The organism is Paenibacillus sp. LjRoot56, assembly GCF_964253335.1.
GTDB classification, from domain to species: Bacteria; Bacillota; Bacilli; order Paenibacillales; family NBRC-103111; genus Paenibacillus_E; species Paenibacillus_E allorhizoplanae.
In genome coordinates this window covers 201,938-219,411 of sequence record NZ_CAXURV020000002.1, presented here as the reverse complement: position 1 = coordinate 219,411, position 17,474 = coordinate 201,938, and the positions used below count along the sequence as shown (strand labels likewise).

Below are 17,474 nucleotides of genomic sequence, written 5' to 3'. Positions count from 1 at the left end.
ACGTCCTAATTTAAATTTATTGTTAATATCACATTTCTCAACTTACCAAAAATCCAACCCTCACATCCGACTCTTCTTTCATCCATGACATCGTCTGCCCTTTATGCAGATCCGACTTCATCGATTTCACTAGCTTCTCGATATCCACGCTTTGCTCATAATGCCACTGAAGTGCAGCGGATACATACAATTCATTTAACTGGGCAAAAGTAAACCCTTCTGTTTGCTTCGCCGTCAAGAGTATTGAGGCTTCACTCAAAAGTTTCCCTATCCCCTTTTGCTCCAAATAGGTCTGTCTCAGCTCTAGGTCTGGGAGTTTGATTTCGTAAGCACGGTCGAATCTCCCTGCCCGGTTCATCAGGGCCGGATCAATTTGCTCGGGATAATTCGTTGTCCCAATGAGGAATATCCCTTCTTTGGAAGTCGCACCATCCAAAATGTTTAAAAAGTACGACCTTGCCCGCTGCGGCATCGCATCGATATCTTCAATCACAAGAATCATCGGCGCCATTTTTGCAGCAGCTTGAAACGCATCTTGAATAGATTCACTACCGGTATTCTCCGTTATTTGCCAATAAGCAACAGGCGCTTTTACGCTGCCGGCAATCGATTTGACGAGCGTCGTTTTTCCATTCCCAGGCTTCCCATAGAGAAGGATTCCTCTTTTGTAAGGAAGATCATACTCTTTGAAAAAAGCGCGATCCTCCGTAAAAAACTGATCGATAGCGCGATAAATATCTGTTTTCACTTCGCTCTTCATGATGACCTCTGAACGATCAACCATGCGTGTTATGGGCGCCAGTTCTTTTTCCATGCCATGAGGTCCATCCGTGAAAACGGTCACTTGTCGACGGTCTAAATCCCTGCGCCGCTGCCGAGCGTGTTCTAGAAAACGTAGTAAACTCGCATCATCGACAGCAAAAACAAAATCCTCTTCTCCGACGCCATTCATACGAAAGATAGGTACTCTAGCTAAAGCAATTCCCCAGGACGGGTAAGCAAACACATTATTCCGCAGGGTAGGATACGTTCGATATGCAGCATCACTTTCGTCATCAATTCCGAACGCACGTGACTCCATACGGTCGTAGATTCTAGTGACAAATTGCACATCACTTGAACCTGCCTTCACATCTTGTTCAAGCAGTTCCCAATACTCTTCTTTCCTATCATCACTCAAATAGGTTTCAAAGTCGTGGCCATACTTCTTCCCCAGCACGTTTTGAATTCGTTCTAATACATACACATAGTCCCCATAGGCTTTAGGCGAGTTGCCTTCCGGCCTAATCGGAGCTGTTACTGCCGCTGTCTCTTCATTTGTTTTTATACTTTGTACATGTCTCATTTCGCACCTTTTACTGCCGCCATAGGCTTGCATTTAGCAACAACATCAGCCAAACCCGCTCCGACGACACTTTCAATAATTTGATCAACATCTTTGTAAGCTTGAGGCGATTCATCTAGAATCGACTCTAACGACCTATGATTTACGACAATTTCATCATCCGTACCCACTCGCATGGAAGAGGCAAATTCATTCAGCGTTATCAATCTTTTCGTCGCACTGCGTGAGCGAATTCGCCCTGCTCCATGACAGATGGAGTGAAAGTTGGCTTTGCCACCCGGTGCTCCTACCATAATGTAGGAAGCCGTCCCCATTGAACCTGGAATCAGCGCAGGGTGACCTGTTGTGAGATAAGGATGTGGGTTATCAGGATGCCCAGCTGGAAGTGACCTCGTCGCCCCTTTACGATGAACAAAATAGGACTGCCCTTCATGCTTTTCCTCCCATGCATAGTTATGCATTAGATCGTACAGGGTCGTCATTTCAAACTTCGAGCCAAACACATCTTTACCAGCCTCACGAATGGCATAGGCAATCAGATGGCGATTGACAACCGCATAATTGAGTGCAGAATACATCAGATTGACATAAGTCTGCGCTTCCGGATGTTCCAAAGGTGCAAATAAGAGCTTAGGATCGGCTGTTCCTAATCCGTTCATCCGCATCACCTTCAACATATCACTGCTGCAAGTTTGGCTCACAGAGCCACCCCATGCACGCGAACCCGAGTGAATCATGATGACCACTTGACCATCAAATAGTCCCCAGGCTTCAGCCACCTCTCGGTTCTCTTCCGCAATCTCTATCGACTGAATCTCCGCAAAATGATTCCCATTCCCAAGTGTCCCAAGCTGTCGATGTGACCGATGCCAAACATGACTTGGAAATCGATTCAATGCATTTTCATCCAAGGTAAATTTACTGCTCTCAACATGCGTAAGCGATGTTGCCTTTCGAGGCGTATAGCCATCCGGAATATACTTCTTCGGTAGACCATGCAGCCCTTTGGTGACGATGTGTTCCAGTCGTATGTCAGAGAAATGGCCGCGTGCGTGATCCTCAACGGGTAAATACTTCTCGATCGTCTTTACCAGTTTGCGGCGCAGCTTCACATCTTTCAGCTCATCTTTATGCAAATTCGTCATATGCACGCGCATGCCACAGCCAATATCGCTGCCAACAATAGACGGTGATACATATCCGTTATTCGTATGCCATACCGCTGTCGTGCCAATGCAAGTACCAACACCGACATGCACGTCAGGCGTATAACTCATATACACTTGATTAGGTATCTGCAAATTGTTGTTGGCCATCTGAAATACTTGATAATCCAACGCTTTAAATAACTCAGGTCCTGCGTATACATGGACGACTCCCGCTGGGAGCTGGACCTGTTGATAATAATTTTCTTTCATTCGTTTTGTTCCTCTTTTCTTGATATCTGGACGCAAAAAAGCCGTAGACCAACATCGTCTACGGCTTTTCATGTCAAATTTAAATAGGCTAACTCAAAGAGTACCTACGTATTCGTCACAAGTCCGGTTGAGACCGATGGTATGAAGTGCTTTTCAGTTGTCAGGTTATTCATAGAAATTTGATTGCGAATCATATCGTCGGCCTCCTTTCCATTCATTTACAAACATCATACGAGTCAAAGCCAAGAACTGTCAATCCATCTGCGGCGGAAAGATTAATTATAATGATCATACCTATTAATAAAATCTATCAGTCCTTAGAAAGGTTTCTATCTCCAACAAAAGAGTTCAATTGCTCTAATAAGTTGCCTCCACCATGAAAAGAAATCGTCCCGATTTTCTCACAGATCTTCTCCAGGAATTCAAGCTCCTTCAGTCGGAAGAGGGTTTGGTTCTCATCCATAAGCTTAGCCGTATTCAACAAGCTTCTCGTAGAAGCCGTCTCCTCGCGCCGCGTAATGAGATTGGCTTGAGCTTTTTTCTCAGCCAACAGGACCGTATTTAGGATATCCTTCATATCACCTGGCAAAATAATATCTTTCACACCCGCCGACAAGAATTGCACACCATAATCTAGACTTTTCTCATTCAAGCGTGACAACACGTAGGTAGTAACTTCCTGTTTCATTCTCAGCAAATCATCTAATTTCAAAGTACCGACATACTCACGTAATACAAGCTGCAGTTGAATGTACATTTGCTCTTCAAACGACTTGATTTCAAGCGCTCGAAGTGCGTTCAAAATGCGATATTGGCACACAAAGTTAAGTCGCAGAGTGACCTTATCCTCTGTCATCATTTCTTGCCCTGTCATATCCATTTGCTGTTGTCGAAGGTCGACGGTTTTCACAGAGACTCCGACAGGTCCCTTCCAGAAATAATATTTGCCGGGAGCAAGCTCCTTTTGCATGACATGGTTATAATACAAGGCTCCACTTTCGTGACTAGCTACTTCAAATGTTTGATAGTAACCAATGAGCTTAGGAATGATAGCTGGATCAATCTCATTGGGCAATTCAGGATTACGTATGTCTGCCCGAAGATAGGTGTGCTCTTTCAATACATTCCAAAAAGCATATCTTCCAGCTGTCAACAAGCCAACGAATTTGCCATCTTCATAATGCAGAACATATTCATTGTCTTGAACCTGCCTAATATCCAGCTCTTTTTTGAGTATGTCGTCATGCATAAACAACTGAAGATCTTTCCCTTTTACATGAAAAGCGTTCATGATATTTAAAATCTCAACATGATCATCCGAAAATGGTGACAGCCGATAAGTGCCAGGTTGTAAGCTTTTATAGTAGCTGCCTTTACGAAATAGCAGTCCTCGTTCGTCATTGTGTACCGTTACTTTTTTAAACATGTTAAACCTCCTTGAGTGTTAGATCACGTAGTTGGAGTCTCCCTGCGATGAAGGCGGAATTCTGCTTAAGAATGCAAGGAATGAAGAAAGCCATTTGAAATGAGTTGGAGATATTGGGTTCTCACTTGTAAACCATCTATCTTCCCGTTAGTAACAAAAGGTTTTAATCGTTCTTGCCATCGGTATCTGCAGATTACAAAGCCGTAGCGCAGTGTGCGATGTGAAAGCCACTGAAGACTCCCGTACACGATCAATTAAGAATATTTTTTTGCTCGATTAAAAGTCGAGTGCTCTACCACTGAGCTAATCGTTCCACACGATAGGGGATTCGAACCCCTGCACCTGGGGAATGTAAGTCGAAATGAACATTACAGTATACAGACACATAGAGATGTGTCCGCACTGCCGGACGATTTGACATCCTAGCCAAGGTAAAATCATTCGTACTTACATCCAAATTTATGAATACGTCTATTGACGTCCATCATCACTACAATTTCCTAAACACCTTTAATCGCAACCATAGGCTTACAAGTTGCCACCACATCAGCTAGCGATGCACCCACAATACTATCAATAATCTGATCCACATCTTTATAGGCTTGCGGACATTCATCAAGGATGGTTTGCAAGGAGCGATGATTAACCAGAATCTCATCATCCGTCCCAACTTTCATCGATTGCGCGAATTGGTCGACGGTGACAAGCTCTTTGGTCGCTTTCCGTGATCTCGCTCTGCCCGCACCGTGACAAATGGAGTAGAAGTTTTTAAGGCCTTCGTCTCTCCCCACCATAATATAGGATGAGGTTCCCATGGAACCTGGGATTAATGCGGGATGACCCGTTTCTTTATATGCAGCTGTATTCAGGAAATGACCTGGCGGCAGTGCTCTTGTCGCACCCTTCCGATGTACGAGCATCGGTTGATTGCGGTGAAATTCCTTTAGTGCATAGTTATGCATGAGGTCATACAGTACAGGCATTTCAAGATCTTCACCAAATACTTCTCGGAACGCCTCTTGAATACCGAAGGCAATCATATGTCGATTGCTTACTGCAAAGTTAAGAGCGGAATACATGAGATTTAAGTAAGTTTTCCCTTCATGACTTGCAATTGGCGCATATAAGAGATTCCGATCCGGATTTACGACACCCCAACTGTTCATTACCTCTCTGAAAACCTTGGTGAATTCTTGACCCAACATGGCTCCCCATGCACGAGAACCAGAGTGAATCATGACGACAACCTGACCGTCAAACAAGCCCCATTTTGCCGCTAAATCCTTATGAGCTTCTGCCACTTCTAGATACTGAATCTCTATAAAATGGTTCCCGCCACCAAGGGTTCCAAGCTGCCCGTGAGCATATTGACGGATTTTTGCTGGCAAATTCTCAAGATAGCCCTGTTCAAACTTGAACGTAGACTCTTCGACATGAGTTAACCACTGCTCGCTTGGTATGTATTTTTCTGGGAGTCCATTTAATCCGTTTTTAACGACATCCATGATATCGATATCTGAATAATTCGTATTTGTACGCTCATTGGTTGGGACATATTTCTCGATCGCTTTGATTAATGCTCTACGAACACCCTTGTCTTGAATATCACGTTTATGCAGTGAAGTCGTATGCACGCGCATGCCGCAGCCGATGTCTACTCCAACAATGGAAGGGGAAACGAACCCATCCTTCATACTCCAAACTGCCGTTGTCCCAATGCAAGTACCAATACCAACATGGGCGTCAGGGGTGTAACTCATATGCACATTACGCGGAATACGTAAGTTATTATCTGCCATTTCGAATACTTTATTTTCGAAAGACTGGAACACATCCGGGTTAGCAAACACATGTAAATTGCCATGCTCTAGATCCATTTCGTAATGATTACCGCCGTGTATGATCGCTTTCATATTCATTGGGTTAACCTCCGTATTTCTTCTAAAGCTATCTTCGCTTATTTCCCTAAGAACGAACATGGTGAAAGTATGGCGACAGGCAAAAAGTTTCCCATTTACTTTCTCGTTTCCTGTTAACGAAAAAAGATACCCACAGACTGAACACTTTTTCAATGTGTCCCGTCTATGCGTACCCGTGTATTGCATGCCGTCCGTCTTTACCTCATCTTTGTTCCCTAGACAACATTTTTTGGACTACTTGAAAATCATACATCAGCCGCTCGTAGGCAGGAAATGGCGCATGGCATTCCAAGGTTATCCATCCGTTATAACCGACTTCTTGCAGCGCATCGAACATCGGTTGATGGTCAGCTTCCCCCTCGCCCAAGCGACTTTGCAGAAACGCTTCTTCTCCGCGATGCGTCAAATTAAGGAAAGTGCCAGGTGCTCCAGCCTCCTTCACGCGAATCTCATCTTTGACATGAACATGGAACAAATACTTGTCCAGATTCACAATAGAATCTCTGCCATAATCCGTTTCTGTAATATACATATTACCCACATCGTGAATCATCCCCACATTGTCATGCTGGATCAAATTCAATAGCTTCAAGCTGCTGCCAACGGTTTCTACAAGCGATTCATTATGAATTTCAAGCAATAGTTTTATTTGAAGTTTTTGAGCCATTTCAGCGCATTTATTCAGCCAGTGCGCCGCTTTGGCATAGTGATAGTCGTATGCCATGAAAGCATTCGGCCCTCCTGGTGATACCCGAATCATTGAAGATCCCAGCTCTCCGCCAATTTCCAACAAACGATTGAAATCGCTGAATGCTTGCTCACACTCTGGATCGCTAGCCGTCGAGAACCCGCCCATATATCCGGCAAGCACCGGAATTTCCAGTCCCAAATCCGCTGCTAGCGCCTTAATTTCCTGGATCCGCGGCGTACTGGTTGTCGGAGAAAGATGTGGCTCGCGAGCAGCAATTTCGATCCCATCCATACCCAGCTTTTTGGTCAATTTCATAGCTTCTTGAATACTGTGTGCCATAAAAACACCGCTAAATGCTGCAAATTTCAATGATATCTCCTCCTAGAGATGAAGTTGATTTCTACTATACCAACAATGCTTCTCTTAAAGTTGACTTTTCTTTCGAAGAATATAGGCATTTTTTACAAAATACAAAATAAACCGGAACCCCTAGTTTGGAGTTCCGGTCTTATTCACACTTCCTTTGCTGGGCGTTTTAGCAGTACAATCCCATTTACCGGTAGATCGATTACACCTTTTACCGTTTCATTCGACTCCAACAACGTGTAATCTCTGTCGTCAAGCGATATATGTTCAGTTTGTCCACTGAAATTCATGATAAATACATATTCCGTTACTGCATCCGTTCGCACCTGAACGGTTACTCCCTGAGGGAGGTACGTGTTCATCGCTCTAGCAACGCCCGTTTGCTCAATAAGTTTCGAGTAAAAGGCCTGAAGAAAATCCGCCTTCAAACGCGTAGCCATGTGATAAGCTTTCCCTTTTCCAAAACGATTAACCGTAAGTGCGGGTTGCCCTGCATAGAAGCTGTCCGTATAGACACCCAGCACCTCTGCTCCTTCGGTATGGATCAGTTCACAGATCTCATGCGACTCGAAAGTGCCCGTGAGTCCCAGTTGATTATCTATTGACATCGATAGGCCATTACGATCGTGATCATATAAACCTTCAATCTCTTCTGCCCAAATGCCAAGCGTTTTCCGAAGTGGTCCCGGGAATCCACCCAGATGACACAAATCGTGCTCGTTGACAATACCAGACCAATAGGTTGTTACCAACGTTCCGCCTTGCTCTACGAACCTTTCCAGTTTACGACCCGTTTCTTCACGACATAGATACAACATAGGCGCAACGACTAGCTTGTATGAAGATAGGTCATCCTCCGAACTAATAACATCGACCGGCACACCTTGTTCCCAGAATGCTTGGTGATGCGCAAGTATGGTTTCCTCATAATGAATGCCCATATTACGCGGTCCTTGTGCGTCTTTCACGGCCCAGCGGTTATCCCAATCGAACAGAATCGCTGTTTCCGAAGGCGTCGTAGTGCCTATTACTTCGGAAATAGTGGATAAGGTCTCTCCCAACTCTGCTACATCTTTAAACACACGTGTATATTCATGTCCGCAATGGTCAACGACTGCTCCATGGAATTTCTCACTGGATCCTCTGCTTTTACGCCATTGGAAATATTGTACGGAATCCGAGCCATGCGCTACAGCTTGAAGGGAGGACAATCTGTGCATGCCGGGTTGCTTCAGCTTGCTGACCGACTGCCAGTTCGTAAGGCTAGGTGTGCTTTCCATCAACAGAAAGGGCTTCTTCTTCAGCGAGCGGAACAGATCATGATAGAAAGCAATGGAAGCACCTAATTGGCTGTCATTCTGCCCTTCATGCCAAGTTGGATAGGCATCCCAAGAAATCACGTCCAATATTTCGGCAAACTTTCGATAGTCCAGGCCTTCAATTAAATGCATATTTGTTGTAACGGGAAGAGCAGGATTAGATCCCCGAACCGCATCAATCTCATGCTTGCAGAAATTTACTGTTTGGTCCGTAACGAATCGACGCCAATCCAGATTATGCCCATGTACCATATACTCACCATGTGGTGCTGGAGATTCGACCTGCGACCAATCCGTAATCGTATGTGCCCAGAATGAGGTCCACCAAGCCGCATTTAACGCTTCCAGCGAACCGTATTTCTTTTGCAGCCACTCTCGAAAAGCATCCTGACAATACGCACAATGGCAATCTCCACCAAATTCATTAGAAATGTGCCACCCAATGACCGCTGGATGATTGCCATACCGTTCAGCAAGCTTGGTGTTGATTATCGCGGTCTTTTCCCGATAAATGGGACTGGTAAAGCAATGATTGTGCCTAATGCCATGCAAATTACGTACGCGGTTCGCCTCTACCCTTCTAACTTCTGGATAGCGTTCTGACATCCACGCAGGACGTGCTCCACTAGGTGTTGAGAGCCATGCATAGATGCCATTCTCAGCAAACGTATTCAAAATCCGATCCATCCACTCGAAAGTAAAGGTTCCCTCTGCAGGCTCTAATGCAGCCCAAGCAAAAATACCAATAGCCATCACGTTGCAGCCAGCCAACTTCATCAGACGAATATCTTCTTCCAACACCTGTGGATTGTGAAGCCATTGGTCTGGATTATAATCAGCGCCGTGCATCAAGACGGGGAGCTTAGGGCTAATTGGATGAAATTTGTGAGTCATTTTCAAATCATCTCTCCTCTATGTTTATCCTCGTATTCTCTTATATATTTTGATTATAGGACAAATAGCTGATAAAATAGTAGAACTTATGAATTAAAAAATCGTACAATATGAACATTGGTGGTGAAAATAGGTTGATGCCTTTCCTTTTTGCTGAATTTGCTATGCTCGATAACAAATTGCCCCTCTATGTGTATTGTGTAGGCAGTCATGAGCAAAAGCATCTTCTAAGACCTGATGGGTATCCAGCTCATCAACTTTTCTTAAGCCGACGCGGGAAGGGAATATTTCGCATACAGGGTAGTCCGGATATGGTGATGACGCCTGGCGCCATGCTAATCCTTCCCGCTGGTGTACATCATGAATATTTTCCTGATCAAAGTGAGGAAGCTTGGGAACTAGGCTTTGTGGCTTTTAGCGGCTCCATTGCTAGTTCCATTCTCGAGCATCTTGGCAACCACAATCCCACGCTACTAAAGAATAACCAGTTTCAGGAGTATTGGAATAAGCTTGAATCCTTATGGCAGCTTATCAATTTGAATAGCGAAAGTGGTTATTGGGAAGCGTCTAGAAAAATGTATGATTTCCTATTGTCTGTCATTGAAGGACAGTCCGATCAAGAAATAAATCAGCGCATTAAACCAATTGGACATTCCAATGCTGCTTTACAAGAAGCGATTAAGCTTATTCATGATCACTATAATGAACGCTTGCATTTATCCAACTTGGCAAGAGCAGTCGGATATTCTGTTCAACATTTCCATCGTCTGTTCGTAAGTATTTACGGTATGTCACCCATGCTATATATCCAACAAATCCGAATGCGCCGTTCTATTCAACTATTTGAAGAGAACCCTTCAATTACTGTTGAAAAGGTGGCACAGCAACTGGGTATGGAGACAAGTTATTTTATACGAATTTTCAAACGAACTTATGGCAAGACGCCTAAACAATTTATTAAATATGAATAAAGTTCCTTTGAAATTCAAATATAAAAATAGCCCGGCCATAGAAGAAAATGGCCGGGATAAGGCCAGCGGAGCTGTTCCTGCACAAGACGTGATGATCGCTATACCCCTTAATTTTGCAAGATATATCAAAGTTACACAGACGAGATCCGCGAGTAATTCTTGGTCCATCGCTGAGTTCAATCTGTACCATTAGAAAACAAAAGGTCAATCTACTCAGCAGATTGACCTTTGGTTTCGTAATCAGCCAGCTATAACATCTGATTTCATAAATCGTTGCCGATGGACCTCCCTTCGTCGACTTGCCAGTGTTGCGTCCGATATTCACTAGGACTTTGCCCATATTTAGTACGAAACGCGCGGCAGAAGTAAGGATAGCTGCGGAAACCAGATGCTTCAGCAGCGTCCTCAAGCCGCATGTCACTGTACAGAATACGTTCGCTGGCAATGACTAGACGAACCTCAACGGCATATCGCATAGGCGGCAAGCCAAAAGCTAGCTTAAACATATGGGAGGCGGTTGACGTACTGACGCCATTACGCGCGGCCAGCTCCTCCAGCGTGAGCGCTTCCGTCGCATGCTTTTCAATATAATGCTTAAGCTTATTAGCAATGAAATGTTCCTTGCGACCGACGCCGGCCAACATTTTAACGACGGACCGCTCCAGCGTCAAGCAAAGCAACTTGGCGCAGCAGGCAATTATTTCTGTGTTGTTCTCATGCAAATTCCGTTTTTCATAAATTAACCTCCGCCACAGACTAAGCAAATCATCATTGACCTCAATGTGAGCGACATCGGTTAAGGTCTGACTGGAGAGCCATTGGTCAACCCATTCCCCCCCACATACCACATAGTAATCCGCACTATCAACAAGGCACTGTTCATCCAGCCCCCTCTCTTCGCCTATGAATAACTGATAGGTGCTTCCTGGTCTGGAAATAATCAAATCGCCGGTGCGAATGCGATGTGAAATACCATTGAGCTCAACACGGCAAGTCCCATTCACTTGCAGCCTCATCAGTACGCCGTCGTTTCTACAATCCAACTGGTTGCGGTGAGGTGCACGATGGTGGGAATAACCCACATGTATATAACGAAATCCGTAATTTTCCATGGTCGCCTCCCTTATTCACTTTCAACTCTTATATTTTAATAAAATGCAAAATAAGTCAACTGATACAAGATCGGGCATTCCTCCTCATAAACGCATTTCTTATAATAAATTTGCATGAACGAAATTTGCAAAAAATTAAATTGGATAAGCATGTGTGAGCACATGGAGGAGGATTGAACAATGAGATCAACATATCGAATTGGCATCGCTGGAGCTGGCGGCATTTTCAAGGAGTCGCATTTGAAGGCCTGGCAGGAAAATCAAGAGTGCGAGATCGTCGCCATCTGCGACGTGAATGAAGCACGTGCACACGAAATGGCTGAGTTGTCGGCTGCAAAACTCGTTTACACCGATTATAAGCAAATGATCGCTGAGGCTAATTTGGATGTCATTGATATTTGTACACCAAATCTGTATCACTCGGAAATTGCAATTGCCGCCTTACAAGCGGGAATCCATGTTATCTGCGAGAAACCAGATGCGGTCTCTCCCGTCGAGGCGCAGAAGATGGCTGATGCTGCGGCCCAAAGCGGTAAGCTGCTCATGACGATCCGCAATAATCGCTTCCATCCGAACGCCCAGTTCCTACAGCAGTATGCAAAAGAAGGCGGCCTTGGTGAGATCTATACCGGACGCTGCGGCTGGATTCGTCGCAGGGGAATCCCCGGCAAGGGCGGTTGGTTTACGACGAAGGAATTATCTGGCGGTGGTCCTTTAATTGATTTAGGCGTTCATTTTATCGATATCGCGGTGTGGGTCATGGGCAATCCCAAGCCAGTCGCCGTCAGCGGAGCCACCTATCGGAAATTTGCCGACAGCGATGTATCGGACTCGAAGCATAGCAGCTTTGGGGAGAAGCAGACGGGTGGAACGTTCGATGTGGAAGATTTGGCTGTAGGTTTTATCCGCTTTGACAACGGCGCTACGCTACAAATCGAGTTCAGCTGGGCTTCCAATATTGAAGAAGAGACTTATTTTGTTGAGCTTCGCGGGACGAAAGCAGGCGCAACTTACCGAAATTTCGAGTTAGGTCTATTTTCAGAAATGAACGGCCAATTAGTGGATACCAAGTCTTCCCGTACCCAAGGGAAACCAGTTAAGATGCATCATGCCAATATTAATCACTTTATCGATTGTTTGGCAGGTCGAGCAGAGCCAATTATTCGTCCGGAACATGGTGTGGAAATGATCCAAATCTTATCCGCGATTTATGAATCTGCGGAAACAGGCCGAGAGGTTCGCCTCTAGGAACAGGAATGAAAAACGGCGGAACGCATCAACTGCGTTACCGCCATTTTATTATGAGTTATGGTGCTAATCTCACCTCAACATCATCAAAATAAACTTTGAGCAAATGCGTGTACACACCGATCTTCCCTGCCGAGAATGTGCTGTCTGTAGCGGTAAGAATTGGGTTCCCATTCACATAAGCCTGCAGGGTATTCCCTATCACAGTGAATCGCAGCGTATGGTACGTGCCAGCAACAAGTGGTGTAATCGCAGCTGAAATGGCTAAGTCAGTTATGCTACCGTTCAGCAACTTACTCAGATACACCTTCTTCGTGAAGGTATCATACGTCATCGTGTAATAGTTGTTATAGTCGACGTATCTCGCTACTAACCCCATTCTGCCGCTACCTGTCTCCATTTTCCCCTTAGCTTCTACGCTATAGTTGGTCCATGTTGATATGCCTGCGACTGACTTCGTTCCTCCTTTATCCGCATTATCAGATAAATAAGCTTTGGAGCCGTATACGTCTGATACGACGGAGTAATTCCCCCAAGAAGAAACGACCGACCACCCAAGCGCGTTACCTGACTCGAAATTATTGGTCAGAAGCGTGCTGTTCGTCGTGACGACGGTTTCACTGCTAGCTTCGGATTGATTGTTCGCCGCATCTAACGCCTTGACCGTATAGTGATACGTCGTAGCGAGGTTCAATCCCGTATCTTTGTACGTATTCACCGCACCATTAACGGTACCTACTAATTGCTGGTCACGATAAATAGCATAGCTAGTTACCCCTGTATCATCGGATGATTGTGACCAGGACAACGCTACTTCTGTGGATGATAAAGCAGTGGCCGTTAGTCCTGTTGGGGAAGTCGGCGGCGATACGTCAGGCTTTGGAAGTAGTTTCACCACGATGTCATCAAAATAACCTTTCAACAGGTGCGTATATACACCGATCTTCCCAGCTGGAAACGTACTATCCGTGGCCATGGCAAGCAGTTGCCCATTCACATAACCCTGCAAGGTATTTCCCGACACGGTGAATTTCAACGTATGGTATGTGCCAGCCGCAAGCGGTGTGATCGCAGCTGAAACGGCTAGGTCGGTAATATTACCGTTTTGCACCTTACTAAGGTACACTTTCTGGGTATAGCTTTCATAGGTCATACTATAGTAGTTGTTATAGTCAACGAATCTAGCTACAAGTCCAATTCTGCCCCTCGTTTGGTCCATTTTAGCCTTGGCTTCTATCTGATAGTCGGTCCACGATGATTGCCCCGCAACAGATTTCGTAGCCCCTTTGTCCGTATTGTCCGAGAGATAGGCTTTCGTACTGCCGTCCGTTATCACGGCGAACGTTCCCCATGAAGATACGACAGTCCACCCATTCGCGCTTCCAGACTCAAAATTATCTTCCAGCAGCGAGCTTTTTGTCGTTGCTATGGCATTACTACTTACAATAGAATAATTATTCGCTGGGTCAAATGCTTTAACAGTGTACGCGTAGGTAGTACCAAGACTTAAACCCGTATCAATAAAGCTCGTGCTCGACCCGCTGACTGACGCAATTTCTTGCCCATCTCGATAAATAAAGTAGCCAGCTACACGGTCATTATCGGTAGATGGGGTCCAAGAGAGTGATATTTCATATGACGAGAGCGCGGTTGCCGTCACATTGGAAGGTACGGAAGGTGCACTGACATCTCTATATGCAACAAGGAAATTATCATAAGAAACTGGCCCCATAACCCGCTTTACGATTTCTAGTAATTTTGTTAAAAAAGAACCGTTTGAACTTGTGACCCCTTCATTCAAATATCCCTTAATCGCGCTTCCTAGCGTTGCTAACCATTGTTGACTAGCCGCACCAAAAGGGAATCCTGCTGGCAGTACAAGATCCTTGGTTAATATACCTGCGGATCCATTTGCAATCGTGCTATCTGTTGCTGTAACGACTAATTGACCATTTATATAGCCATTCAAGCGATTGCCCGCCACGTCAAACCTAAGTTTGTTCATGACATCTAGCGGCATTGCCAATCCAGAGGTTGATTGGAGAACAATTGTTTGATCATTATTCTGTCTCTCGATGGATGCCTTGCCAAGAAGTGCATCATAAGTAAAGCTATAATACTTGCCTTGATTCACGTATCTCGCAACAAGCCCTATCGTATCCTTAAAACTTGTGATTCGAACATCAGATTCAACGAAATAGTCCGTTCCGTAGGTTTGTGCAACAACGGATGTTGATTGTTTTGTCGTCCGATACACATGGTTGCCATTGCTCTCCGTTTGAATCCCGAAGTTCCCTTTGACCGTGGTCCATTCCGCTACACCTGACTCAAAATCCGTGGAATATAGCGGATCGTATACGAGCTCAAAGGCTAATCCTTTATCCGTATCCAAGGTAACAGACACTATCTGACCATTCACGGTCACAGGTATTTCCTGAAGACGCGCACCGTTCAGCGCAAGCTTATAAGCTTTAAAGCCTCCAGCAGGTTTCGTCGTTGTTAACGTGAACTTAGCCCTTTGCTGCTTCACTAAGGTTGGCAGTGTACCTTTGTAGTATTTGATTTCACCAGAAGGCAGCGAAACATATTGTTCCCCTGTAGCTGCTACATCCGTTGTATAGACAAGCAACATACGGTCGCTATCCTTCAGCGCATTCCCGTCCAAGGAGGATGCGAAAAAAGTACCCTTGTCGACATCGCCTGTCACTGTCGTTTGCCCCAGTGCAAACGTATGATTATTCATTGTTCCCGCTGCCGCGATGACTTTCGGCGTATTCACGAAGTAGGTGTCCAGATTGAGATCAAATGTAAGCTCACCGGTATCTGATAGCAGCTTATTCTGACTCAATGCAGCTAACATTTCAGCTTTCTTGTTCGCATCATCCAACGAATGAATGAACAATTCGGCCATCTGTCTATTCGACATCGAAGACGAAATTGGCAGTTTGTTGGCTTCTGGCAGATTGCCGCTAGCAATCTGTTCTGATGTGTTGTCAGGCGTGATTTTGTACACAGTTAACGGCACATTCGGTTTATCACCATACACAGACACGGTCTTGAACAGATGTGGAATGTACATCATGTTCGTCAGATACGCGTCGCCTTCTGAGGCTGCTGCCTTATCGCGCGACCATGTGCGATCCCATACGAACACGAATTTCGGACTTGCGGCTTGAATGGCCTCATTTCGGAATAAGAGCGCCGCTTCTGCCTCCGACATAATAGCAAGCGGATCACCTACGATAGAGAACTCTTCAGGAGCACCTAACTTCATATTTTTATAAGCATCCCCTATATTGACGCCGAAGGAGTATCGGTTCATCATGTCCCAGCCTTGGTAAGCCCCAACTGCGCCATTGAAGATACCGATATCTTCACGCCCTTTGACGGGTTGCGTATCCTGAAACTCCGTAAGCACAAATGGTTTGGCATATGGCTGCCTTAATGATAGGGCTGGATAGTAAGATCCAAAATTCGTATCCGTCGGCCAATCCTTCGGATAATTGGCAATTGTAGTGCTATTGAACGCCATACTTAGACGAGGCTCCTTGAGCGGATTGTACTGATAGCCACTCCCATTACTGTCCGTAAATCTATTGTTTGAAAATTGGTAATAGGCATGTGTTTCATACACATCCGACGCTTGATCGCGCCAATAGTTCACATTCGGGCTATAGATGTAATTTAATCCGCCAATAGGCGCTTTAACGCCAAGATCATCTTTCAAATAAGTTCTCATCGCATTTGAGACATGAATGGTTTTATTGGAATAATACGCACTAAGCTGATCCTTAATGTCCCCTGCTGCATCCCAATAATTGCCTGGGAAACTTAAGATGTCTTGCTTACCTATCGAGCCCAGATACTGGTTGAAATCATGGAGCATATAATCGCGCAAAGGCACCTTCATGCCGCTAAGATTCATATTCAGAAGCAAGGATTCATTCCACGGGCTAACACCGATTAGAACGGGATCATGCTTCAAAGGGAGACCCGTATAGGGGTTAACATGGGATAGCCACATGTCTGCAATCGCTTTCCACATGTCGAGCGCTTGGGGGAGAAGGGGAAGCAAATAAGGTGATTTCGTCCCATCTGCGTATTCGCCAAGCCCCGGTATATTTTTGAAATCATACAGGTGAAAAATGTCAATTGTTACGTAAATCCCTTTAGACTTCAACTTTGCAATAAAGTACTCTAATCGATCCAATCGATCCACATTTAGTTGTGGCGTTGTTGATCCATTTTGGATGAAAATGCCTTGTGCCCAATCGGCCATTGCATCCTGTGCATGTATTCTAACTGCGTTATAGCCTAAACGTGCCAGGCGATTCGCAGTTTGATCCGCATCATCATGTGAGCCGTAGAACATATTCCATGTTATATTGGCTCCGTATAACTTCACCTTTTTTTGCGGTGCTTGCTCAAACGTATAGTCGCCGTCAATGCCTTGTTGGATGAAGCCATATTTACCTGCTGGCGCATCATTCAATCCAGATAAATCCAGGGTACTGCCAGGAACCGTCATCGGCTCTGTATCCATAGGCTTCCATACATCAGCTGCCTGAGCTGTCGGTACATGGCCTAAGATACCGCCACTGCCAATAACAGAGAGTACCATGGTAAAAATAAGCAAAACGGTTATACGTCTATGGATCGATTTGTACGTCATTATTTAGCTCCTTTAATAGAGATTACAGTGGTTCCCTCCATGTATCCAATGGCACAGTACTAGACTTAAGTCGTCTGTGCTTTATATTTGAGT

At 45.0% G+C, this 17,474-nt stretch carries 11 protein-coding genes; 3 read left to right on the top strand and 8 right to left on the bottom strand.

Annotation, left to right across the window (positions count from 1 at the left end; all coding sequences use genetic code 11):
* Window positions 1–37: 37 nt before the first annotated feature.
* From ACSQ8O_RS13835 to ACSQ8O_RS13810, 6 genes are all read right to left on the bottom strand, one after another.
* Window positions 38–1,345: an AAA family ATPase gene (locus ACSQ8O_RS13835; RefSeq protein WP_436242139.1), complete on the bottom strand. Its 1,308-nt coding sequence runs from the start codon at window positions 1,343–1,345 to the stop codon at window positions 38–40.
* Window positions 1,342–2,763 carry an RtcB family protein gene (locus ACSQ8O_RS13830; RefSeq protein ID WP_436242137.1) on the bottom strand — a complete coding sequence of 474 codons (1,422 nt, stop codon included), beginning with the start codon at window positions 2,761–2,763 and terminating at the stop codon, window positions 1,342–1,344. Before ACSQ8O_RS13830 ends, ACSQ8O_RS13835 begins: the two co-directional genes overlap by 4 nt.
* Window positions 2,764–3,073: 310 nt before the next feature.
* Entirely contained in the window at window positions 3,074–4,189 is a 1,116-nt protein-coding gene (locus ACSQ8O_RS13825) for a slipin family protein (RefSeq protein WP_436242136.1), read from the bottom strand.
* 500 nt (window positions 4,190–4,689) lie between these two features.
* Window positions 4,690–6,102, bottom strand: a complete 1,413-nt coding sequence (locus ACSQ8O_RS13820) for an RtcB family protein (RefSeq protein WP_436242931.1) — start codon at window positions 6,100–6,102, stop codon at window positions 4,690–4,692.
* A gap of 208 nt (window positions 6,103–6,310) precedes the next feature.
* Window positions 6,311–7,168, bottom strand: coding sequence for a sugar phosphate isomerase/epimerase family protein (locus ACSQ8O_RS13815; protein WP_436242135.1), 858 nt, complete (start codon window positions 7,166–7,168; stop codon window positions 6,311–6,313).
* Window positions 7,169–7,311: 143 nt separating this feature from the next.
* Entirely contained in the window at window positions 7,312–9,378 is a 2,067-nt protein-coding gene (locus ACSQ8O_RS13810; protein ID WP_436242134.1) for a beta-galactosidase, read from the bottom strand.
* A 164-nt stretch (window positions 9,379–9,542) separates the two neighbouring features.
* On the opposite strand from ACSQ8O_RS13810, the gene ACSQ8O_RS13805 reads away from it, so the two are divergent.
* The gene (locus tag ACSQ8O_RS13805) at window positions 9,543–10,349 is read left to right on the top strand and encodes an AraC family transcriptional regulator (protein ID WP_436242133.1); all 807 of its coding nucleotides are present in this window, start codon (window positions 9,543–9,545) and stop codon (window positions 10,347–10,349) included.
* Window positions 10,342–10,542: a hypothetical protein gene (locus ACSQ8O_RS13800; RefSeq protein ID WP_436242132.1), complete on the top strand. Its 201-nt coding sequence runs from the start codon at window positions 10,342–10,344 to the stop codon at window positions 10,540–10,542. The genes ACSQ8O_RS13805 and ACSQ8O_RS13800 overlap by 8 nt, the downstream gene beginning before the upstream one ends.
* A gap of 70 nt (window positions 10,543–10,612) precedes the next feature.
* On the opposite strand, the gene ACSQ8O_RS13795 is transcribed toward ACSQ8O_RS13800, so the two are convergent.
* Complete coding sequence (locus ACSQ8O_RS13795; RefSeq protein WP_436242131.1) at window positions 10,613–11,461, bottom strand: helix-turn-helix domain-containing protein; 849 nt, start codon at window positions 11,459–11,461, stop codon at window positions 10,613–10,615.
* Between the two features lie 180 nt (window positions 11,462–11,641).
* On the opposite strand from ACSQ8O_RS13795, the gene ACSQ8O_RS13790 reads away from it, so the two are divergent.
* Window positions 11,642–12,709: a Gfo/Idh/MocA family protein gene (locus ACSQ8O_RS13790; RefSeq protein ID WP_436242130.1), complete on the top strand. Its 1,068-nt coding sequence runs from the start codon at window positions 11,642–11,644 to the stop codon at window positions 12,707–12,709.
* Window positions 12,710–12,767: 58 nt separating this feature from the next.
* Here ACSQ8O_RS13790 and ACSQ8O_RS13785 read toward each other — a convergent pair whose 3' ends face one another.
* On the bottom strand, window positions 12,768–17,381 hold the full coding sequence (locus ACSQ8O_RS13785) for a family 16 glycoside hydrolase (RefSeq protein ID WP_436242129.1): 4,614 nt from the start codon (window positions 17,379–17,381) through the stop codon (window positions 12,768–12,770).
* Window positions 17,382–17,474: the final 93 nt, after the last annotated feature.

Coding starts and splice junctions, on each gene's coding strand:
- ACSQ8O_RS13795 (WP_436242131.1), bottom strand. CDS start 11,461: ATGGAAAATTACGGATTTCGTTATATACATGTGGGTTATTCCCACCAT.
- ACSQ8O_RS13830 (WP_436242137.1), bottom strand. CDS start 2,763: ATGAAAGAAAATTATTATCAACAGGTCCAGCTCCCAGCGGGAGTCGTC.
- ACSQ8O_RS13790 (WP_436242130.1), top strand. CDS start 11,642: ATGAGATCAACATATCGAATTGGCATCGCTGGAGCTGGCGGCATTTTC.
- ACSQ8O_RS13785 (WP_436242129.1), bottom strand. CDS start 17,381: ATGACGTACAAATCGATCCATAGACGTATAACCGTTTTGCTTATTTTT.
- ACSQ8O_RS13825 (WP_436242136.1), bottom strand. CDS start 4,189: ATGTTTAAAAAAGTAACGGTACACAATGACGAACGAGGACTGCTATTT.
- ACSQ8O_RS13820 (WP_436242931.1), bottom strand. CDS start 6,102: ATGAAAGCGATCATACACGGCGGTAATCATTACGAAATGGATCTAGAG.
- ACSQ8O_RS13835 (WP_436242139.1), bottom strand. CDS start 1,345: ATGAGACATGTACAAAGTATAAAAACAAATGAAGAGACAGCGGCAGTA.
- ACSQ8O_RS13800 (WP_436242132.1), top strand. CDS start 10,342: ATGAATAAAGTTCCTTTGAAATTCAAATATAAAAATAGCCCGGCCATA.
- ACSQ8O_RS13805 (WP_436242133.1), top strand. CDS start 9,543: ATGCTCGATAACAAATTGCCCCTCTATGTGTATTGTGTAGGCAGTCAT.
- ACSQ8O_RS13810 (WP_436242134.1), bottom strand. CDS start 9,378: ATGACTCACAAATTTCATCCAATTAGCCCTAAGCTCCCCGTCTTGATG.